Source organism: Duganella sp. FT27W (genome assembly GCF_009295655.1).
Classification (GTDB): Bacteria; Pseudomonadota; Gammaproteobacteria; order Burkholderiales; family Burkholderiaceae_D; genus Rugamonas; species Rugamonas zoogloeoides.
Genome location: NZ_WHIV01000002.1, coordinates 216,440 through 237,685, shown reverse-complemented (window position 1 = coordinate 237,685; position 21,246 = coordinate 216,440). Strand labels below are relative to the sequence as shown.

Below are 21,246 nucleotides of genomic sequence, written 5' to 3'. Positions count from 1 at the left end.
TAATACCTAGTCAGCTTGCAAATCGCGATTAACGATCGCCGTAGCTGCGACGGGCGCCGTCGGTGCTGCGCGGGTTGCTACCCTTGTAGCCGCCGCCCGAGCCTTCCTTGCGTGGTGCGTTAGGATTGCTGAAGCTGCGTTGGCCCGGCTTGGCGCCGCCACGGTTGTCGCCTGGTTTCCAGCCGCCTGGACGCGAGGTCGAGCGTGGTGCCATGCCCGATTTCTTCGGCTCGTAGCCCTCGACCACGTTCACCGGAATCAGTTGCTTGGTGAAGCGTTCGATGCGTTTGACGTTCATGCCTTCGGCGTGGTTGACCAGCGAGATCGCCCGGCCGTTACGACCGGCGCGGCCGGTACGGCCGATGCGGTGGACGTAGTCTTCCGGGAACTTCGGCAGATCGTAGTTGAACACGTGGGTGATCGTCGGTACGTCGATACCGCGGGCGGCAACGTCGGTAGCGATCAGGATTTTCACCTGGCCGCGACGCAGGCTGTCGAGCGTGCGGTTACGGGCGCCCTGGTGCATGTCGCCATGCAGTGCGGCAGCCGAGAAACCGGCGATGTTCAGGCGGTCGGCGATGGTGTCGGCGTCACGCTTGGTAGCGGTGAAAACAACTGCCTGGTCGAGCGACTCGTCGCGCAGCAGGTGGTCCAGCAGGCGGTTCTTGTGCGACAGGTCGTCGACGAAGTGCACCGTCTGGGTGATGTTTTCGTGCTTGTTGGCAGCGCTGACGATCTGGATGACCTGCGGATCCTTGGTGATGCGGCGGGCCATATTGCCCACGACGCCGTCCAGGGTGGCCGAGAACAACATGGTCTGGCGCGTCGATGGGGTTGCTTCAACGATTTTTTCGATGTCGTCGATGAAACCCATGTCCAGCATGCGGTCGGCTTCGTCCAGCACCAGGATTTCCAGTTGCGAGAAGTCGATCTTGCCCGATTCCATGTGGTCGATCAGGCGGCCAGGGGTGGCTACCAGGATTTCAGGATTCTTGGCCAGCAGTTGCATCTGCTTAGGGTAAGGCATGCCGCCCAGGATCGAGACGGCCTTGATACGGCGCAGGTTGACGCTGTACTTGTCGGTGTTGGTAGTCACTTGCAGGGCCAGTTCGCGGGTAGGCGTGAGCACCAGCATTTTTGGCTGGGCGGCCTTGAAGCGCGGACGCTCGCCACGGGCGCGGGCTGCCTGCATTTCCTGGTTTGGCGTTTTGCCGGCAGCTGCCGGCTCGGATGCGAACAAACGGTGCAGCGACGGCAGCATGAATGCTGCGGTCTTGCCGGAACCGGTTTGCGAGGATACCAACAAGTCCTTGCCTGCGATGGCCGCAGGAATAGCCTGCTGCTGAACCGGGGTCGGCGCGGTATAGCCGGAATCGGTCAGGGCTTTAATGATGGACGTGTTGAGACCAAGTGCTTCAAATGTCATGCTGTTCTTTCGTAAAAATCTGCGTTCACGCTGAAACGGAACGCGAAATAGCAACGCCTACCAAAACGAAATGACTCAATCAAAATCGAAAGAAATTTCGGCACAAAAGCTTTGCGCCGGGACGGTGTCAGGTGCGACACCAGAGGCGGGAGGGCTTTAGCGACATCAGGATGATGCGCAAGGGCTGCGTAGCTGCTAATAAATCCTGGCTGAACAATCGGCGCCGCTGCTTGATTTGCGACGCGCTCATTGCAGCGCACAAACAGGACTATACAGCAGTTAGGGCGGTCTGTACAGGTGCACAGTATAAACGAGGCCGGGGGCGCTTCGAAAAGCGCCCCCGGCCGTTGCTGCGGACAGTCTTTAGAGCAAGATTACAGGTAATCTTCCGCGTTCAGGCCCATCACGTGCGAGAAGCCGCCGTCAACGTAGGTAATCTCGCCGGTGATGCCCGAGGCCAGGTCCGACAGCATGAAGGCGGCGGTATTGCCCACTTCGTCGATGGTGACGTTGCGGCGCAGCGGCGCGTGCGACGAGGCAAAGCCGAGCAGCTTGCCGAAGTCCTTGATGCCCGAAGCGGCCAGGGTCTTGATCGGGCCGGCCGAAATGCCGTTGGCGCGAATACCCTTTTTGCCCAGGTTCTCGGCCAGGTAGCGTACCGACGCTTCCAGCGAGGCCTTGGCCAGGCCCATGGTGTTGTAGTACGGGATGGCGCGGATGGCGCCCAGGTACGACAAGGTCAGCAGCGACGAACCTTCTTTGAGCAACGGCAGCGCGGCCTTGGCCATGGCCGGGAAGCTGTAGGCCGAGATATCGTGGGCCACGCGGAAGTTCTCGCGGGTCAGGCCGTCGAGGAATTCGCCGGCGATCGCTTCGCGCGGGGCGAAGCCGATGGCGTGGACCAGGCCGTCCAGGTGCGACCAGCTTTTGCCCAGGTCGGCGAACAGCGCGTCGATTTGCTCGTCGCTGCCGACGTCGCAGTCGAACACCAGCTTGCTGTCGAATTCGGCGGCGAATTCGGTGATGCGGTCTTTAAAACGTTCACCAACGTAGGTGAATGCCAGTTCGGCGCCTTCGCGGTGGCAAGCCTTGGCGATACCGTAAGCGATGGAACGGTTCGACAGCAAACCAGTGATGAGGATTTTTTTGCCTTGCAGGAACGCCATAATGACTCCAATTGCGACTGCGCCCCCGTGCTGGCTCAGTGAGCTGGCAGGGCGACGGCAGTGGGGGGTTGTTTTGTACTGTGTGGTTGGCTATTGCCGGACACGCAAGTCCGAGATTGTAGGGCGTGTCTGCCGCGACTGCAAGAATTCTTCACAGGCCGCGCACCGGCGCGCGGCCTGCCACATCGGTTGGCGTGAATTAATTGCTTTTTTTGCGGTTCTTGGTTTTGATCGAGTCGCGCGAGACGCGCGCCTTGACCAGCGACACCGGGCCGGACTTGCTGCCCGCATTGGCGCCGGCGCGCTTGTAGCCCGACTTGCTCACGGTGCGCTCGGTCTCGAAGGCCACGGTGGCGTTGTCGGCCACTTCGGGCGCGATATCGGTGTAAGTGCCGGTGGCGATTTTCGGCACCAGGATGGTGGAGCCGGCCTTGAGCAGCGAACGCTGCGGCAGGTTGTTGGCCTGGCGGATCACATCCGGTGTGGTGTGGAAGCGCGAAGCCAGCGAGCTGATGTTTTCTTTGGCGCTGGTAATCTTGTGCACGGTCCAGGTGGACAATTCCTTGCCCCACTGCGCCAGGTTCAGGTGGAACTTGTCGGCATTTTCCTTGGGCAGCAGGATCTTGGTCTGCTCGTCGCCGGTGATCACCGGGCGCTTGAATTGCGGGTTCAGGGCCTTGAATTCGTCGATCGACAGCTCTGCCAGCTGGGCAGCGATGGTCATGTCGATATCGCTGGTCTTGTCCACGGCCGTGAAGTAGGGCGTGTTGTCGATGATGGGCAGGCTCACCCGGTACTGGCTCGGGTTGCCGATGATGTTCTTCATCGCTTGCAGCTTGGGCACGTATTCGCGCGTCTCGGTGGGCATCAGCGGCGACAGGCTCTCGAAATCGGTGGGCTTGCCGGCGGCACGGTTGCGGGCCACGGCGCGCTGCACCGAGCCTTCGCCCCAGTTGTACGCGGCCAGCGCCAGTTGCCAGTCGCCGAACATGTCATTCAAGCGCTGCAGGTAGGTGAGGGCGGCGTCGGTCGATTCCATCACGCCACGGCGCTCGTCCTTGAACGCATCCTGCTTGAGGTTGAAGTCGCGGCCGGTGCCCGGCACGAACTGCCACATGCCGGCAGCGTTGGCGCGCGACAGCGCTTGCGGGTTGAAGCCCGATTCGATAAACGGCAGCAGCGCCAGCTCGGTCGGCATGCCGCGCTTTTCCAGTTCGCTCACCACGTAGAACAGGTACAGCGAAGCGCGCGCGCTGGTGCTGGCGATGTGGTCGGGGCGGGTGCTGAGCCAGGTGGTGTGGCGGGTGACCAGTTCGCTGTTCAGGTCGGGGATCGCGTAGCCGCTGCGGATGCGGCCCCAGAGATCTTTTTCGTGGTACTCGTCGTCGGCGCGGGCAGGCTTGCTGGCCTTGAGCGAGACGGCAATGTCGGAGATGGAGGTTTTCGGCAGGGAAGGCAGGGTGCTGAGCGATGCTGCGGTAATCGGTGTCAGAACGTGAGCGTCGTCGAGGTCGTGTTCGAGGGCATGGCTGGCAAACGGCGCCAGCAGGGCCAGGAACGCGGCCAGGGCCGCTGCGGAGTGACAGTTGTTACGGTTGCGTGCTTGCATAGTTTTCCATTGCTGTTGTTGAACCAACATCGAGTGGACCATGAAATAAACGTGGAGTGTACGAAGCTCGCCGATGCGCGTCAAGGATTATGTCAATCACGTGACTTCATTATATGGAATAGTTGCCGGTAGATAAGGATGCGATCGCGGCAGAATGCATGAAGTATCGGTCGTCGCCAAGAGTGCGTACAATCGCGTCTTTGCATAGTTTGAAACAAGGAATCGCATCATGAGTACCTCTGCACCCGCCCTCGATCACGACGCTGTCGTTGCCGACACCGTTCACTGGCTGGAAAAGGCCGTGATTGGCCTGAACCTGTGTCCGTTTGCCAAGGCAGTCCACATCAAGAAACAGGTGCGCTACGTGGTGAGCGAGGCGACCACGCCGGAGGCGCTGCTGGAAAAACTGATGGAAGAGCTCGAGCACCTGGCCGAAGCCGATCCGGAAAAGCTCGACACCACGCTGATCATCCACCCGCATGTGCTGAAAGACTTCGAGGACTACAACGAGTTTCTCGACGTGGCCGATGCCGCGCTGGAAGACATGGACCTCGACGGCATCCTGCAGGTGGCCAGCTTCCACCCGGACTACCAGTTCGCCGACACCGACAAGAACGACATCGAGAACTACACCAACCGCACGCCGTATCCCACCTTGCACCTGCTGCGCGAAGAGAGCATCGACCGCGCGGTGGAAGCGTTCCCGGAAGCGTCAGAGATTTTCGAGAAGAACATGGACACCATCCGCGCCCTGGGCCACGATGGCTGGGACAAGCTGATGGCTGACAAGGCATGAGCGCAGGCAGCAACGACGACCTGCCCGAACGCCCGGACACGCCGTGCGTGGCCGTGTGCTCGACCACGTTCGATGACGTCTGTCGCGGATGCGGGCGCACCGTGGTCGAGGTAGCGCACTGGGTATCGATGACGGCCGAGCAGAAAGAGCTGGTCTGGCAACGCATCCTGGCGCAGGGCTACCCGCGCCGGAACAAATAAACCGGTATCGCCAGTATCAATAAGTACCGATGTAATCCTTCTTGCCCACCTCAACACCGTTATGGCGCAGGATGTCGTACGCGGTGGTGGCGTGGAAGTAGAAGTGCGGCAGCGCGTAGTGGAACAGGTACGTCTGGCCGGTGAAGTGCTTGGTTTTCTCGCCGCTGCCGGTGGTAATCGCACGCGTTTCGCTGCCTTCGATGGCGTCCTGCGGCACGCTGTCGATGTAGGCCAGGGTTTTCTGGATACGCTCCTTGAGCTCCGCGAACGTCACTTCCTTGTCGTCGTACGATGGCACGTCCAGGCCACCCAGGCGGGCGGCTGCGCCCTTGGCGAAATCGCAGGCGATCTGCACCTGGCGGGTGAAGGGCAGCATGTCCGGGAACAGGCGGTATTGCAGCAGGGCGTTCGGGTCGATCTTCTTGTCGGCGATGTGCGCTTCGGCCTTGCCCAGGATGTTATGCAGGCTGTTGAGGATCTGCTTGAATGCTGGAATCGAGGCGGAGTAGATCGAAAAAGTGGTCATTGGAGCTTTCCATATGTTGACAGGGAGCCGCGATATTAGCCTGTCGTCACGATTTTTGCTTGCATGACCGTTTTTTGACGCCGGTTTGCGTGCATAATTCTGAAAGGTAATATTTTGCAACGCTCACCGTGACATTTCCGACGATGCCCAACCCTTTCCTCTTGCGCCACTCGATACCGCTACCTTGTCTGTCCGTGCATGGGTAAGGCCATCGAACGCTTGCGTGTCCGGCTCGGGGCTTTGCGTGGTTTGCCGCGTTCGTCGATCTATGGCGCGCTGCTGGCAGTCGTGTTCGGCGGCCTGGTGGTGCCGGCCGCCATCGGCAGCTACGTGCTGATCGGCGTGCACGAGAAGGAATCGGCGCGCATCGCCCTCAACGAGTCGCTGCAACGCAATGCCGACATCCTGGCGCTGGGCATGCAGGAGTCGCTGTGGAATATGAATGCCGAATCGGCCCATTCGCTGGTCGAATCGGTCATGCGCGACAAATCGGTGGTGCGGGTGGAAGTGGTGGGCCAGGCCGACACCCAGTTCATGCATGTCGATTCCCCGCGCAAGCCCACCAGCAATATCTACCGCGCCGAGCGCGAAATCACCGTGCGCGGCGAGCGCATCGGCCGCATCACGGTCGAGATGGACGACGCCCGCAGCCAGCAGGACTTGCGTGAAAAACAATGGTCGTACGTGCTGGTGCTGGCCGCCCAATTGATGGTCTCGCTGGTGCTGATCGTGCTGTTCCTGAATGCCCGCCTGATCCGGCCGCTGCGCAAGCTCACCGGCTTTTCCGACCGCCTGGCGCGCGGCGATTTCGATACCCAGCTCACCGTGCGCGGCCGCGACGAGCTGGGCCGCCTGTCGCTGCAGCTGGAACAGATGCGGGTGGCGATCAAGCACCTGTTCGAGGATATCGGTCAGCGCGAGGAGCGCTTCCGCACCATCGTCACCCAGGTGCCGGGCGCGGTGTTCCGCTACCGGCCCGACGGACCGATCGAATTCGTCTCCGACGCCATCGAGGAAATTTCCGGCTACCCGGCCAGGCAGTTCATGCGCGGCACTACCGACAGCTGGACCAACCTGATCGCGCCCGACGACCGCAAGCGCCACCGCCGCACGGTGGCGAACGCGCTTGCCAGCGGCAAGCCGTACCAGATCGAGTACCGCATCATCGATGCCCGCGGCACCGAGCGCTGGCTGGCGGAAAACGGCCAGCCGCAAGCGGGCGACGGCCACAACCCGCTGTGGGTGGACGGCATCATGGCCGACATCAGCGAGCGCAAACACAATGAGATGCGCATCGAGGCGCTGCTGGCCGAGCAAAGCGCCATCCTCGACAACGTGATGTTCGGCGTGATGTTCGTGCGGAACCGCCACATCGTCTCGGTCAACCGCCGCTGCGAGGAACTGTTCGGCTATGCGCCCGGCGCCATGGTCGGTTCCTCGACAGCGATCCTGTTCCCGACGTCGTTCGATTTCGAGTCGGCCGGCGCGCGCCAGTATCCGTCTCTGTCCGAGGGCAACTACTTCAACGAAGAGCGCCATTACCTGCGCCAGGACGGCAGCTCGTTCTGGTGCATGGTGAGCGGCTATGCGCTCGACCACCGGCGCGCCAACGAGGGCAGCATCTGGGTGTACGCCGACATCACCGAGCGCAAGGAGGCCGAGGAAAAACTGCGCCTGTCGGCCACCGTGATCGAACACATTGCCGACGGCGTGGTGGTGCTCGATGCACAAGGTACCATCGTCACCGTCAACCCGGCCTTCACCCAGATCACCGGCTACACGGCGGCCGAGGCAATCGGCCGCGACTACATGCTCACGCGCTCGGGACGCCACGAACAAAGCTTCTACGACGAGTTGTGGCGCGAGCAGGTGGACACCGGCTTCTGGCAGGGAGAATTGTGGAACCGCCGCAAGAACGGCGACGTCTATCTCGAATGGCTCACGGTCAGCGCGGTACGCGACAGCCGTGGCCGGGCCACGCACCACGTGGGCGTGTTCAGCGACATCACCCGCGCCAAGGAGTCGCAGGACAAGCTCGACCACCTGGCGCACCACGATCCGCTCACCGCGCTGCCCAACCGGCTGCTGTTCAACGACCGCCTGCAGCATGCCTTGCAGCGCGCCACCCGCGACGGCGAACAGCTGGCGCTGCTGTTCATCGACCTCGATCGGTTTAAAAACGTCAACGACACGCTGGGCCACCATATCGGCGACGAGCTGCTCAAGCAGGTCGCGCGCGCGCTGCTCGAGCGCCTGCGCGAGGGCGATACGCTGGCGCGCCTGGGCGGCGACGAATTCATCGTCCTGCTGGAAAACGTGGGCAGCCATTACGGCCCGGCGCATGTGGCCGAAAAGCTGGTGCAGATGTTCGACCAGCCGTTCCAGGTGGCGGGCCACGAATTGTTTGTCACGTGCAGCGTGGGCATCAGCCTGTTCCCCGACGACGCCAGCGACCTCAATATGCTGATCCGCAATGCCGACGTGGCCATGTACCAGGCCAAGGCGCGCGGGCGCAACGGCTACAGCTTCTATATGCCGTCGATGACGGGCGAGGGCGTGGAGCGCCTGCGCCTGGAAACCTATCTGCGCCGCTCGATCGAAAAGAACGAGATCTTCCTGACCTATCAGCCGCAGGTGGAAATCGACACCGGCCGCCTGATCGGCGTGGAAGCGCTGGTGCGCTGGAATCACCCGGAGCTGGGACTGGTGCCGCCGGTGCGTTTCATCCCACTGGCCGAAGACACGGGCTTCATCAACCAGCTGGGCGAATGGGTGCTGCACGAGGCGTGCCGGCAGATGAACCGCTGGCAGGAAGCTGGGCTGCATGTGCCCAAGATGGCGGTCAACCTGTCTGCGCGCCAGTTCGAGCGCGGCGGCATCGTCAACCTGGTGGCCGACATCCTGGCCGATACCGGGCTGGCGCCGCAGCGCCTGCAGCTGGAAGTGACGGAATCGGTGATCATGAATACCGGCGACGCCATGGTGTTCATCAACGACCTGCACGCGATCGGCGTGGCGCTGGCGATCGACGATTTCGGCACGGGCTATTCGTCGCTGGCGTACCTGAAGCAGTTGCCGGTGCAAACGCTCAAGATCGACCGCTCGTTCATCAAGGATATCTCCACCGACGCCAACGACGAGGCGATCGCGATCGCCATCATCCAGCTCGGCAAGAGCATGAACCTGTCGGTGATTGCCGAAGGCGTGGAGACCAAGGAGCAGGCAACCTTCCTGCTGCGCCACGGCTGCCGCCTGGCGCAGGGCTATTTGTATGGCAAGCCGCTGAGCCCCGACGACGTGCTGGCGCGCTGGCATGTCTGAACTTTCCCGACGACGTTTCCTGTTCGGCGCAGTATCCGCCGGCGCCGCCGTGGGAGCATTGGTGGTGGGGTGGGGCGTGCTGCCCGCGCGCCAGCGCCTGCATGCGTCAAATCCGCTGCCGCTGACCGATGGCGCCGTGGCGCTCAACGGCTGGGTGGCGCTGGCACCGGACGGCAGCGTCACCATCGCCATGCCGCGCTGCGAGATGGGGCAAGGCGTGCACACTGCGCTGCCGATGCTGGTGGCCGAAGAAATGGACGTGCCGCTGGCCTCGGTGCGGCTGGTGCAGGCGCCGCTGGACGCCATCTTCGGCAATATCGCCATGCTGCAGGACGGCCTGCCGTTCCACCCCGATGACGATGGCGCGCTCCAGGCGGGCACGCGCTGGATCGTGGGCAAGGTTGCGCGCGAGCTGGGCATCGTGATTACCGGCGGCTCGTCCAGCGTCAAGGATGCATGGCTGCCGATGCGCGAAGCCGGCGCCGCCGCGCGCGCCATGCTGGTGGCCGCTGCCGCCAGCCAGTGGCGCGCGCAGGTTGCCGATTGCCGCACTAGGAACGGTCACGTGCTGCACGCGGACGGGCGCAAGCTGGCCTACGGCGCGCTGGCCGCTGCCGCCGCCACGTCGCAGCCAGGCGCGGTGCGCCTCAAGTCATCCAAGGATTTCACGCTGATCGGCCACGCGCAGCCGCGCCGCGACACGCCGTCGAAAGTCGATGGCAGCGCGGTCTTCGGCATCGACGTGCGCCCGCCCGGCATGGTGTATGCGGCGGTGCGCATGGCGCCCGTAATCGGCGGCGTGGTTGCCTCGGTCGATTCGTCGGCTGCGTTGAAGATGCCGGGCGTGCTGCGGGTGGTCGATTTTTCCGGCGCCATCGCGCACCTGGCCGGCGCCGGCGCCGGGGTGGCCGTGGTGGCGCGCAGCTGGTGGCAGGCCAAGCAGGCCGCGCTGGCGCTGGTGATCACCTGGCGCGACGGCGCTCATGCCGGGCTGTCGAGCGAGGCGGTGTTTGCCGGCTTTGCCGCCAGCCTGGACCGGGAAGCGGGCCACGCCTATCACCAGGCCGGCGAGATGGATATCGTCGAGGGCAAGGGGAGCAACGTGGCCACGACCATCGGCGCCGAGTACCGCGCGCCGTACCTCGCGCATGCGGCCATGGAGCCCATCAACTGCACTGCGCAGGTAAATGTCAAGGATGGCAAAGTGCACCTGTGGGTGCCCACGCAGGCGCCCGGTTTCGCGGTGAAGGCGGCAGCGCAGGCGGCCGGCGTTTCGGTCGATGCGGTGACGCTGGAGGTGACCTTGCTGGGCGGCGGCTTCGGCCGCCGGCTGGACGTGGACATGGTGGCGCAGGCGGTGGCGATTGCCCGCGTGATGGATGGCGTGCCGGTGCAAACCATCTGGTCGCGCGAGGACGATACCGGCCACGACGTCTATCGCCCGGCAGCGCTGGCGCGGTTTTCCGCCACGCTCGACGGCGTGGGCCACGTGCTCGGTTTCGACTGCAAATCGGCCAGCGGTTCGGTGTCGCACCAGTTCTTCAAGCGCAACCTCGGGCTGCCGGCGGCGGGGCCGGACAAGACCACGGCCGAAGGCGCGTTCGACATGCCCTATGAACTGCCCAACCAGCGCATCCGCCACGTGATCGTGGACAGCGCCGTGCCGCTCGGTTACTGGCGCTCGGTGGGCCATTCGCACAACGCGTTTTTCAAGGAGAGCTTCATCGACGAACTGGCGCACGCCGCCGGCCGCGACGAGGTGGCGTTCCGCCGCGCGCTGCTGGCGCGTCACCCGCGCCACCTGGCGGTGCTCGATGCAGCGGTGGCGCGTGCCGGCGTCGCGCCCGAGGGCCGCGCGCACGGCGTGGCGCTGCACCAGTCGTTCGGCACCATCGTGGCGCAGGTGGCGCAGGTATCGGTGGAGGGCTCGGAGATCCGCGTGCACCGCGTGGTGTGCGCGATCGACTGTGGCCTGGCGGTCAATCCCAACCTCATCGCCCAGCAGGCGGAATCGGGCGTGGTGTTCGGACTGTCGGCGGCGCTGTCCGGCGCGGTGACCATCAAGGACGGCAAGGTGGAACAGTCCAACTTCCACGATTACCCGGTGGTGCGGCTGAACCAGGCGCCGGTGGTGGACACCATCATTATGGCCAGTGCCGCGCACCCGGAAGGGATGGGCGAGCCGGCCGTGCCGCCGGTGGCGCCGGCCGTGGCCAACGCCGTGTTCAAGTTGACGGGCAAGCGCTTGCGCAGCTTGCCGTTGACGCTATCAATTTAGCCGAGGGCGTTGCGCAGCAGCGCGCGCAGATTGCATTCGCGTTGCCAGCGCGCGCGCTCCTCGCTGTTGAGGACCATTTCCGCCATCTCGGCATCGGAGATGTCGGTTTGCGCCTGCACCAGCCGGTGCGCCAGCGCCGGATCGGGCAGCATGGTACCGAAGAAGGCCACCAGTTCGTGGTGCTGGATCAGCAGGGTGGGGAAGTTTTCCACGTCGAGGTCGCCAACGACGTCGGCATGGTCTTCGATGTCGATCCACAGGAACAGTTTATCGGGGTGGCGCGCGGCCACGCTCTCGAAACTGGCCTGATAACTGTCGCAGGTGCCGCACCAGGCGGCGCACAGGCAGGCGACGATCCAGCGGTCGCCGGCCAGCGCGGCGGCTACTTGCTCGCGGTTATCGGAATTGAGGGTAATGCTGTACATGGTGTTGGCGGCGTTCTCGGCGGTCCAAACCGGTATTTTACATCCCGACGCAGGGTCGCGCCGGCCGCCGTGCCGGGTTAAAATGCGGGATGCCTACAATTTCTGCTCATCCCGTCATTATTGCCGTCGAAACTTCGTCCGAGGCGGCCTCGGTTGCCCTGTTGCGTGGCGACACCGTGATCAGCCGCGCGTCCTCTGGCGTGCGCACCCATTCCCAGTCGGTCTTGCCGATGATCCAGGAGCTGCTGGCCGAAGCCGGCATCACCCTCAAGGACTGCAACGCGGTTGCCTTCGGTTCCGGCCCCGGCTCGTTTACCGGCGTGCGTACCGCCTGCGGCGTGGCCCAGGGCCTGGCCTTTGGCGCCAACCTGCCGGTCGTGCCGGTGGTTACGCTCGACGCCATGGCTCTGGCCTGTCACCAGCGCCAGGGCGCCACCGACGTGCTGGCCGTACTCGACGCCCGCATGGGTGAGGTGTACTGGGCACAATATCGTTTCGCTGGCGGTGCCGTGCTGGCCGAGCCGCAGGTGGTGCAGCCGGCCGTCCTGTCGGCGCCGGGCGCGGTGCAGGCGCAGGGTGCGCCCGTCTTTTGCGGCAATGGCTTGTCGGCGTATGCCGACGCGTTTGCCGGTGTGGCCGATGGCTCCCCGGCTAATGTTGCGGAAATCATGCCGCATGCCGAGCAGATCGCCCAACTGGCCAGTTTGGCGCTGGCTGCCGGCCGCACCGTGACGGCGGCCGAAGCGCAACCGCTGTACCTGCGTAACAAGGTTGCCTACACCCAGGCCGAGCGGCGCGACATCAACGCTGCCAAAGCGGCGGGTGGCGCATGAAGCAGACGTGGGACCTGGCGCGGCTGGTATATGAGCCGATGCAGCGCACCGACCTGGACGAGGTGCTGGCGCTCGAGCAAAGCGTCTATCCGCACCCGTGGAGCATGGCCAATTTTGCCGATTCGCTCGCCAGCGGCTACCACGCCTGGGTGCTGCGCGACCACGGCGGCGTGCTGCTCGGCTATTTCCTGTTGATGCCCATGGTCGATGAAGCGCACCTGCTCAACGTGGCAGTGACGGCCGACCGGCAGGGGCAGGGCCTCGGCCACCTGCTGCTGAACCAGTCGGTGGCCTGCGCACGCGGGCTCGGCATGGAATCGGTGCTGCTGGAAGTGCGGCCGTCCAACACGCGCGCGCTGGCGATTTACGAGCGCTACGGATTCAAACAGATCGGTCGCCGCAAGGGTTATTACCCGGCAGCGAACCAGTTACGCGAGGACGCCATCGTGATGCGGTTCGACTTATGAGCGTCTCTCCCCGCAATGCAGTGTTTCTGCAGGAAATGGGCGTTGGCGCGCTGTGGACGCTGCGGCATGCCGGGGCGGCGTTCGCGACGGGCGATGGTGCCGACGCGGTTGCTGCCGGTGTGGCCGCTGCGGACGAGGGCATGGACGCGCCCGTGGCGGTGACGCCGGGTGCGCCAACCGCGCCAGTGCGACCGCCGTTACCTGCTGCGACGGTCGCCGCGCCAGCACACGCCGTGCCAGATGCCGCCGCTGCCGCACATTCGCCTGCGCGCAGTTCAAGCCCGGTACATGGGCACACACCAGCACAAGTGCCGGCGTCTGTGCAAGCTCCGGCGTCTGAGCAGGTATCGGGTTCGGCCCCGGCTCCGGCCCCGTTGCCAGCACGGCATCCGGCCACGTCGCCCGTGGTCGCGTCCGACGACGAATCGACCGCCTGGTTCGACGATGTGCCGGCCGCCACGCCGCCACCGCCGCGCCCGCGTCCAACCCAACCGGTGCAACCAGTCACCGACGAGGCCATCGCTGCCATGGACTGGCCTGCTTTGCAATCGTCCGTCTCGAACTGCACCCGCTGCCCGCTCGCCGCCACGCGCCGCAACGCCGTCAATGGCCGTGGTCCCGAACAGGCGGCCTGGCTGGCGATCGCCACCGGCCCCTCTGCGCTCGATGAAACCGAGATCCGCCCGCTGGCGGGCGACGCCGGCCAGTTGCTGGACAATATGTTCAAGGCCATCGCGCTCAAGCCCGAGGCCGATGTGTATGTCACCCACCTGGTCAAATGCCGGCCAGCGACGGACGACGGCGCCCAGCGCAATCCGACCGCCGACGAACTGACCGCCTGCCGCCCATACCTCGACCGCGAACTGGCGCTGACCGGCGCCACCATGGCGATGACCTTCGGCCAGTTCGCCGCCAGGGGCCTGATGATGGGCCCGGCTGCACGCGGCAAGGTAATGCGCTACGGCGACCTGCCAGTGGTGGCCACCTACCACCCGGACGACCTGCTGGCACGACCCGAAGACAAGGCCAAAGCCTGGGGCGACCTGTGCCTGGCCAGGACCGCACGTGACTGAGGACCGCGCCAGCGCAACCGCCAGCCCAGCGATAATGGCTGGAGGTCGCGCCAATTCGGGGATAACGACTGATGGCTGTGCCATCGCTTCGGCCAAATCTGGGATAACGATTGAAGGCTGTGCCAGCACTTCGACCAACTCCGGGATAACGACTGAGGGCTGTGCCCCGGATCCGGGCAGCTCTGGAATGACAACCGAGGACCGCGCCAGCGCTCAGGCCAGCCCGGTGATATCGATTGAAGGCTGCATCGACGCTCCGGTCGGCCCAGCGTTAGCGACTGAAGGCGGCGCTCCAGTCAGGCCAGGGCGCGCGACGGCAGCCTGCGCCAGTTCGGATCCGTATCAGCTGGGGTTTGCCCAACGCTGGGGTCATCTGCATCATCCCCGGGTGCGGGCGCTGGCGTGGTTGCTCGATGCCCCCGACCTGCTCGACCCCGCCGCGCCGCACTGGCAGGGCCGTATCGCCACGCTGGGGCCGGTAACGGCAGATGTTGGCCACTGGCTGGCTGCGCTCGATCTGGACCCGGCGCCGCTCGACGCCGCGCTGGGCGAACGCCATTACTCTCGCCTGGGTTTGTACGCGGAAAAGCTGCTGGCCTTCTATTTCGCCAGCCGGCAAACCCTGGTGGCGCACGGTCTGCAAGTGCGCGCCAGCCGCAACGACACCGTGGGCGAATTCGACTTCCTGCTGCGCGACGGCGCCGCGCTGGTACACCTGGAATTCGCCACCAAGTTTTATCTGTTGGACGCGGCCACCGCTGGCGCCGACTTCAACGGCCTGATCGGCCCCAACCTGGCCGATACGCTCGGCGCCAAGATGCGCAAGATCTTTGACAAGCAACTGGCGCTGGCCCGGCACCCGGCCGCCCAGCCGCTGCTGCCGCAAGCGGTGGACCGGGCGCAGGCGCTGGTCAAGGGCTGGCTGTTTTATCCGTACGATCAATCACCAGGCGTGACGCCGGGCATTTCACACGAGCACTGCCAGGGGTTCTGGATGCCGTTGGCGCAAGTGGCAGCTTTGCCGGGCGAGCAGTTTTGCATCATGCCGCGCCTGCAATGGCTGGCGCCGTTGAAGGTGCCGACTGGCGCTGGCATGGACCGCGAGGCGTTGCAAACAGAGCTGGACCGCCAGATGGCGCAGGTATCCGCCCCGGTCATGGTGGCGGTGTTGCGGCAGGAAGGGGAATGGCTGCTGGAACAGCGGCGCGGCTTCATCGTGCCCGACGACTGGCGCGACCGCGCCGCACAAAACCGCCGCGACGGCAAACTGCCTTAATGCTTCGCTTCTCCAATCAAGGATACCGAATCAAACTCGCGCTGATTCGCCTTGTGACGACGAAGAATCATCAACATCGTCCCCGCCAGGAACATCCCGAAGATCATGATGATCACGTTCAGGTTCATGTGGCCGCGCAGCATCAGCGAGTAGGCTGCCAGCATGGTCAGGATCGACAGGTTTTCATTAAAATTCTGTACCGCGATCGAGTGACCGGCGCTCATCAGCACGTGGCCGCGGTGTTGCAGCAGCGCGTTCATCGGCACCAGGAAAAAGCCCCCCAGCAAGCCGACCAGCACCAGCAGCGGATACGCCAGCGCCACCGATTTCACCATCGTCATGCCCATCACGATCACGCCCATGGCGATGCCGACCGGAATCACGGTCAGCGAGCGGCGCAAGGTGATGCTGCGCGCCGACAGGATCGCGCCGACCGCCACACCGATCGCTACCACGCCCACCAGGCTGGTCGCCTGTTCATAGGAGAGCTTGAGCGTGCGGTTGGCCCATTCGAGTACGATGAATTGCAGGGTCTGCGCGGCGCCCCAGAACAGGGTGGTCACGGCCAGCGAAATCTGGCCCAGCTTGTCTTTCCACAGCAGGCCGCAGCAGGTCGCGAATTCGCTGATCAGCTTGATCGGATTGCGTTGCTGGTGGCCGTACACGCAGCCGGTGTCCGGGATGCGGGTGTTGAAGATGGCGGCCAGCGCATAAATCACCACTACCACGCACAGCGCGGCTTCGGTCGGGGTTTCGATGCCGGTGTCGATGAACGGGAAGTCGAAGCCGAGCAGCACCGACGACAGCCGGTCGCCAACCAGCGCGCCGCCGAGCACGGTGCCGAAAATGATGGACATCACGGTCAGGCCCTCGACCCAGCCATTGGCAGCAACCAGCTTTTCAGCCGGCAACAGTTCAGTCAGGATGCCGTACTTGGCAGGCGAATACACGGCCGCGCCGAAGCCGACGACGGCATAGGCCACCAGGGGATGAACGTGGGCGAACATCAGCATGCAACCGCCAACCTTGATCAGGTTGGAGACGAACATGACTTTGCCTTTTGGCATCGAATCAGCGAACGCGCCGACAAATGCTGCCAACAGGACGTAAAAGAGGGTGAAGGAAAGCTTCAGCAGCGGCGTGATCCAGCCGGGCGAATTCATGTTGATCAACAGGTCAATCGCGACGAAGAGCAATGCGTTGTCAGCCAGCGAAGAAAAGAACTGCGCCGACATGATGGTATAAAAACCACGATTCATTCTGGACTGCCTGAAAGCTTATATTGGCTTGCTTTATACCACGCTTTGTTCGTAACCCCAAGAATTGAGCGGTGCGCCGGCGGGCGCAATTGGTACGCAGTTGGTAGAATACCGCCTTCACAGATAGCGCAGAGAACCCCCATGCCCAGGCCGATACTTGCCACCATCCACATCGCATCCATGCAGCATAATCTGGCGGTTGTCCGGGCCTGCGCGCCCGGCGCCAAGGCCTGGGGCGTGCTCAAAGCCAATGGCTATGGCCACGGACTGGAACGCGCCATGCGTGGCTTCGCCGATGCAGACGGCCTGGCGCTGGTCGAACTCGACAACGCCATCCGCCTGCGCGAGCTGGGCTGGAAGAAGCCGATCCTGTTATTGGAAGGTTTCTTCGGTTTCGAGGACTTGCACACCATGGCCGGTTACACCCTGCAGTCGGCCGTCCATTGCAACGAGCAACTGGCCTGGCTGGAAGCGGCCGACGCCGACCTGGGCGAGCGCGGCATCAAGTTCGACCTGCACCTCAAGATGAATACCGGCATGAACCGGCTCGGCTTCAAGCCCGAAGCGTTTGCCGCCGCCCATGCGCGCCTGGTCGCCCTCGCTTGCGTGGGTAATATCACCCTGATGACCCACTTTGCCAATGCCGACGACGCCGAGCATCCGCTGCTGCCGATCGCCGAACAGATTCGCCGCTTCGAGGCGGGCGCGGCTGGCTTGCCCGGCATGCGCAGCCTGTCCAATTCGGCCGGCGTGCTGCGCCAGGGCGAACTGGAAGACCTGCTGCGCAACGACTGGGTGCGTCCCGGCATCATGCTGTACGGCGGCACGCCGGGCGGCAAGTCGGCAGCCGACTACGGCCTGCGGCCCGCCATGACCTTGACCAGCGAAATCATCGGCGTGCAGGACATCGCCGCTGGCGACGCGGTCGGCTACGGCAGCCGCTTCACGGCCGATGGCGCCATGCGCGTGGGCGTGGTGGCCTGCGGCTACGCCGACGGCTACCCGCGCCACGCGCCGCTCGATACGCCGGTGCTGGTCGATGGCGTACGCACGCGCCTGGTCGGGCGGGTGTCGATGGACATGCTGACGGTAGATCTCACGCACATTCCCGCCGCCACGGTTGGCAGCAAGGTGGTGCTGTGGGGCGAGGGCTTGCCGATTGACGAGGTAGCCACTGCCGCCGGCACCATCGGCTATGAGCTGATGTGCGCGCTGGCGCCGCGCGTGGCTGTGGTAGAGGGATAACCGTGGCCAAGGCAAAAACCAATTTTGTGTGCACCGAGTGCGGCAACATCGCCACCAAGTGGACCGGCCAGTGCTCGGCTTGCCAGCAGTGGAACACCATGGTGGAGAGCGTGGTCGAGCAGGGTGGTAACAACCGCTATTCGCAGCCGCAACACCTGGCGCTGGCGCAAACGGCGCCGGTGCTGTCGCTGGCCGATATCGACGCCATCGACGTGCCGCGCTTCGGCACCGGCATCGAGGAATTCGACCGCGTGCTCGGCGGCGGCCTGGTCAGCGGCGGCGTGGTGCTGATCGGCGGCGACCCCGGCATCGGCAAATCGACCTTGCTGCTGCAGGCGCTGGCCAATGTTTCGCACATGAAGCGGGTGTTATATGTGAGCGGCGAAGAATCGGGTGCGCAAATCGCGCTGCGCGCCAAGCGCCTGATGATCGATGCCCGCGATTTAAAATTGCAGGCCGAGATACAGCTGGAAAAAATCCTCGGCACCCTTGCCGACCTCAAGCCAGAAGTGGCCGTGATCGACTCGATCCAGACCGTGTATTCGGATGCGCTCAGTTCGGCGCCGGGCTCGGTGGCGCAGGTGCGCGAATGCGCGGCGCAGCTCACCCGTGCAGCCAAGCAGACCGGCGTGACCATCATCCTGGTCGGCCACGTCACCAAAGAGGGTGCGCTGGCCGGCCCGCGCGTGCTCGAGCACATTGTCGATACGGTTTTGTATTTCGAGGGCGACAACCATTCGAGCTTCCGCCTGGTGCGGGCCATTAAAAACCGCTTCGGCGCCGTTAACGAGCTCGGTGTCTTTGCCATGACAGAAAAGGGCCTGAAAGGCGTTTCCAATCCGTCGGCCTTGTTCTTGTCGCAACATGATAACCAGGTGCCCGGTTCGTGCGTGATGGTCACGCAGGAAGGCACGCGCCCGTTGCTGGTGGAAATCCAGGCGCTGGTCGATGCCAGCCATTTGCCCAACGCGCGCCGGCTGTCGGTAGGCCTGGAGCAAAACCGCCTGGCCATGCTGCTGGCGGTGCTGCACCGCCATGCCGGCATTGCCGCGTTCGACCAGGACGTGTTCATCAACGCCGTCGGTGGGGTGAAAATCACCGAGCCGGCGGCCGACCTTGCCGTGCTGCTGGCGATCAATTCCTCGATGCGCAACAAGCCGCTGCCGCGCGGCTTCGTGGTGTTTGGCGAAGTGGGGCTGGCCGGTGAAATCCGCCCCGCGCCACGTGGCCAGGAGCGCTTGCGCGAAGCGGCCAAGCTCGGTTTTTCCATCGCCATGATCCCGAGCGCCAACGCGCCCAAGCAACCGATCGAAGGAATGACGATTATTGCGGTAGATCGTATCGACGACGCTTTCAATAAGCTGCGCGAAATCCAATAAAGCTGTATTGTTACGTGTTTCTAAGAGCAATAGTGCTCTTTACGTAATAAAGGACAGGGAAATTGTTAGTCGATCAACGATCCGCCGCACGAAAGATCGTGCGCGCCAAGGCAGTGGTGGTAATGGATGGCCTGCCGCCACAGCAAGGGCGGACCATCGATATCAGCGGCACCGGCGTATCGCTCACCTACGACCATAAGCTGGCAGTCGGCCACATGGGACAGGTCACCTTCGAGCTGTTCATGGAAGGCAAGGGCCAACTGGTCAGCACCCGCTGCAAGGTCAACTACTGCATCTTCAGCGGCGATCAGTTCAAGATCGGTTTTACCTACGTCAACCCGGACATCGGGACCATGGCGACCGTCAACAAGTTCCTGCGCTGATAGCCATCGTCGGCATCCCTCGCGCCTCGCTTTCCGACCTCCCGCGCCGAGCAACTGGCCCTGCCTGCACCGCCAAGGTTTTTACTGAAGATTGACTTCACCCACGCAGCAGCCTAAGCTCGGCACACGATCAATCTTCCGGGGCTTGCATGGCTGACGACTCTCATCCTCAATCGCATCATTTGCTGGCCGCCATCTGGTCGGCGCTGGAACTGCCGGCGCCGTCAATCGGCGCCGTTACGTTTACCGGCGACGGTAACTTGCCGTCGTACTACGCGGTCACCGATCTCGCTGCCGCCTCGGTTGGGGCGGCAGCGTTGGCCGTGCGCGAGCTGGGCGCGCTGCAGGGCGGGGCGCAGGCGCCGGTGTGCGTGGACCGCCGGCTCGCTTCGTTGTGGTTCGGCTGGTCGCTGGCGCCGGTCGGCTGGGAGCGCCCGGCCTTGTGGGATGCGGTGGCCGGCGACTATGCGTGCCAGGACGGCTGGATACGGCTGCACACCAATGCGCCGCACCACCGCCACGCAGCGCTCGATGTGCTCGGTTGCGGGCCGGACCGGCAGGCCGTGGAAGAGGCGATCGCCAGGTGGCCAGGGGCAGCGCTGGAGGCCGCAGTCGTCGCCAACGGCGGTTGCGCCGCGCAGATGCGCTCGGCCGACGACTGGCGCGTCCATCCGCAAGGGCTGGCAGTTGCCGCCGAGCCGCTGATCGCCTTCGACAGCCTGCCCTGCAACGCGCAGGCTGGCTTGACCGGCACGGCGGCGCGACCGCTGGCGGGACTCAAGGTGCTGGATTTGACGCGGGTACTGGCCGGCCCCGTCGCCACGCGCTTCCTGGCCGGCTACGGCGCAGACGTGTTGCGCATCGATGCGCCCGACTGGAACGAGCCCGGTGTGATTCCCGAGGTCACGCCCGGCAAGCGCTGCGCCCGGCTGGACCTGCATCACGCGCCCGATCGCGCCGTGTTCGACCAGTTGCTGGCCGAGGCGGACGTTCTCGTACATGGTTACCGCCCCGAAGCACTGGCACGGCTGGGCTACGGCGAGGCATACCGCCGGCAGGTCAACCCCGGCCTGGTCGATGTCAGCCTCGACGCCTATGGCTGGAGCGGCCCGTGGGCCGGCCGGCGCGGTTTTGATAGCCTGGTGCAGATGAGTTGCGGCATCGCCGAGCACGGCATGCAGGCCAGCGGCGCCGGCAAACCGGTACCGCTGCCGGTGCAGGCGCTCGATCACGCAACTGGTTACCTGATGGCCGCCGCCGTGGTGCGCGGCCTGATCGTCAAGGCAACGCAGCAGCGGGCAACCCGGGCGCGGCTGTCGCTGGCGCGCACGGCGGCGTTGTTGATGACTGCCCCCGGCGATATCGGCGCGCAGCAGCTGGCGCCGGTTGCAGCCGACGATTACGCACCGGGACTCGAACATACCGACTGGGGACCGGCCCGGCGCTTGCGCGCTCCGGCGGTGATCGACGGCATGGCGATGGCGTGGCAGCGTGGCGCCAGCGACCTCGGGTCGGCGCCGGCAAGGTGGGGCGCACCATAAAAAAAGCCGGCGCACCAGGCGCCGGCTGTAGCTAGTGCATCAG

General features: G+C 64.4%; 18 protein-coding genes. 12 read left to right on the top strand and 6 right to left on the bottom strand.

Translation table 11 applies throughout. The annotated features are described in order from the left end of the window. Positions 1 to 28: 28 nt before the first annotated feature. The 3 genes from F8197_RS07290 to F8197_RS07280 all read right to left on the bottom strand — a co-directional run bounded on the left by F8197_RS07290 (position 29) and on the right by F8197_RS07280 (position 4,201). A complete protein-coding gene (locus tag F8197_RS07290) occupies positions 29 to 1,426 on the bottom strand; it encodes a DEAD/DEAH box helicase (protein WP_056138619.1) in 1,398 nt (465 codons plus the stop codon). Positions 1,427 to 1,800: 374 nt separating this feature from the next. After that, the gene (gene fabI / locus F8197_RS07285; protein ID WP_056138617.1) at positions 1,801 to 2,592 is read right to left on the bottom strand and encodes an enoyl-ACP reductase FabI; all 792 of its coding nucleotides are present in this window, start codon (positions 2,590 to 2,592) and stop codon (positions 1,801 to 1,803) included. Between the two features lie 199 nt (positions 2,593 to 2,791). Next, a complete protein-coding gene (locus F8197_RS07280) occupies positions 2,792 to 4,201 on the bottom strand; it encodes a transglycosylase SLT domain-containing protein (protein ID WP_152881352.1) in 1,410 nt (469 codons plus the stop codon). A gap of 229 nt (positions 4,202 to 4,430) precedes the next feature. Between F8197_RS07280 and F8197_RS07275 the strand changes: the two genes are divergently transcribed. Both F8197_RS07275 and F8197_RS07270 read left to right on the top strand, forming a co-directional pair. After that, positions 4,431 to 4,997, top strand: a complete 567-nt coding sequence (locus tag F8197_RS07275; protein ID WP_152881351.1) for a DUF1415 domain-containing protein — start codon at positions 4,431 to 4,433, stop codon at positions 4,995 to 4,997. Next, positions 4,994 to 5,197, top strand: coding sequence for a DUF1289 domain-containing protein (locus F8197_RS07270; protein WP_019922104.1), 204 nt, complete (start codon positions 4,994 to 4,996; stop codon positions 5,195 to 5,197). The genes F8197_RS07275 and F8197_RS07270 overlap by 4 nt, the downstream gene beginning before the upstream one ends. Positions 5,198 to 5,213: 16 nt before the next feature. On the opposite strand, the gene F8197_RS07265 is transcribed toward F8197_RS07270, so the two are convergent. Beyond that, positions 5,214 to 5,723, bottom strand: a complete 510-nt coding sequence (locus F8197_RS07265) for a DUF1993 family protein (RefSeq protein ID WP_152881350.1) — start codon at positions 5,721 to 5,723, stop codon at positions 5,214 to 5,216. A gap of 198 nt (positions 5,724 to 5,921) precedes the next feature. On the opposite strand from F8197_RS07265, the gene F8197_RS07260 reads away from it, so the two are divergent. Next, positions 5,922 to 9,044, top strand: a complete 3,123-nt coding sequence (locus F8197_RS07260; RefSeq protein WP_152881349.1) for an EAL domain-containing protein — start codon at positions 5,922 to 5,924, stop codon at positions 9,042 to 9,044. Next, positions 9,037 to 11,322 carry a molybdopterin cofactor-binding domain-containing protein gene (locus F8197_RS07255; RefSeq protein ID WP_152881348.1) on the top strand — a complete coding sequence of 762 codons (2,286 nt, stop codon included), beginning with the start codon at positions 9,037 to 9,039 and terminating at the stop codon, positions 11,320 to 11,322. Before F8197_RS07260 ends, F8197_RS07255 begins: the two co-directional genes overlap by 8 nt. Here the strand turns inward: F8197_RS07255 and F8197_RS07250 are convergent. After that, complete coding sequence (locus F8197_RS07250) at positions 11,319 to 11,747, bottom strand: thioredoxin family protein (RefSeq protein WP_152881347.1); 429 nt, start codon at positions 11,745 to 11,747, stop codon at positions 11,319 to 11,321. The genes F8197_RS07255 and F8197_RS07250 overlap by 4 nt on opposite strands. Positions 11,748 to 11,836: 89 nt before the next feature. On the opposite strand from F8197_RS07250, the gene tsaB reads away from it, so the two are divergent. From tsaB to F8197_RS07230, 4 genes are all read left to right on the top strand, one after another. Next, complete coding sequence (gene tsaB, locus F8197_RS07245) at positions 11,837 to 12,580, top strand: tRNA (adenosine(37)-N6)-threonylcarbamoyltransferase complex dimerization subunit type 1 TsaB (RefSeq protein ID WP_152881346.1); 744 nt, start codon at positions 11,837 to 11,839, stop codon at positions 12,578 to 12,580. Then, positions 12,577 to 13,047 carry a ribosomal protein S18-alanine N-acetyltransferase gene (gene rimI / locus F8197_RS07240; protein ID WP_152881344.1) on the top strand — a complete coding sequence of 157 codons (471 nt, stop codon included), beginning with the start codon at positions 12,577 to 12,579 and terminating at the stop codon, positions 13,045 to 13,047. Before tsaB ends, rimI begins: the two co-directional genes overlap by 4 nt. Beyond that, complete coding sequence (locus F8197_RS07235) at positions 13,044 to 14,120, top strand: uracil-DNA glycosylase (protein ID WP_152881342.1); 1,077 nt, start codon at positions 13,044 to 13,046, stop codon at positions 14,118 to 14,120. The genes rimI and F8197_RS07235 overlap by 4 nt, the downstream gene beginning before the upstream one ends. Positions 14,121 to 14,508: 388 nt before the next feature. Then, positions 14,509 to 15,396 (top strand): DUF1853 family protein, encoded by an 888-nt coding sequence (locus F8197_RS07230; RefSeq protein ID WP_373996848.1) that lies wholly within the window; start codon positions 14,509 to 14,511, stop codon positions 15,394 to 15,396. Here the strand turns inward: F8197_RS07230 and lplT are convergent. Then, a complete protein-coding gene (gene lplT, locus F8197_RS07225; RefSeq protein ID WP_152881340.1) occupies positions 15,393 to 16,655 on the bottom strand; it encodes a lysophospholipid transporter LplT in 1,263 nt (420 codons plus the stop codon). The two genes, F8197_RS07230 and lplT, sit on opposite strands and share 4 nt — an antisense overlap. Positions 16,656 to 16,796: 141 nt before the next feature. Between lplT and alr the strand changes: the two genes are divergently transcribed. From alr to F8197_RS07205, 4 genes are all read left to right on the top strand, one after another. Then, a complete protein-coding gene (alr, locus tag F8197_RS07220; RefSeq protein WP_152881338.1) occupies positions 16,797 to 17,900 on the top strand; it encodes an alanine racemase in 1,104 nt (367 codons plus the stop codon). A 2-nt stretch (positions 17,901 to 17,902) separates the two neighbouring features. After that, a complete protein-coding gene (gene radA, locus F8197_RS07215) occupies positions 17,903 to 19,279 on the top strand; it encodes a DNA repair protein RadA (protein WP_019922115.1) in 1,377 nt (458 codons plus the stop codon). A 62-nt stretch (positions 19,280 to 19,341) separates the two neighbouring features. Continuing rightward, a complete protein-coding gene (locus F8197_RS07210) occupies positions 19,342 to 19,662 on the top strand; it encodes a PilZ domain-containing protein (RefSeq protein ID WP_082488550.1) in 321 nt (106 codons plus the stop codon). 149 nt (positions 19,663 to 19,811) lie between these two features. Continuing rightward, the gene (locus F8197_RS07205; protein WP_152881336.1) at positions 19,812 to 21,203 is read left to right on the top strand and encodes a CoA transferase; all 1,392 of its coding nucleotides are present in this window, start codon (positions 19,812 to 19,814) and stop codon (positions 21,201 to 21,203) included. The last annotated feature ends 43 nt before the right edge of the window (positions 21,204 to 21,246 follow it).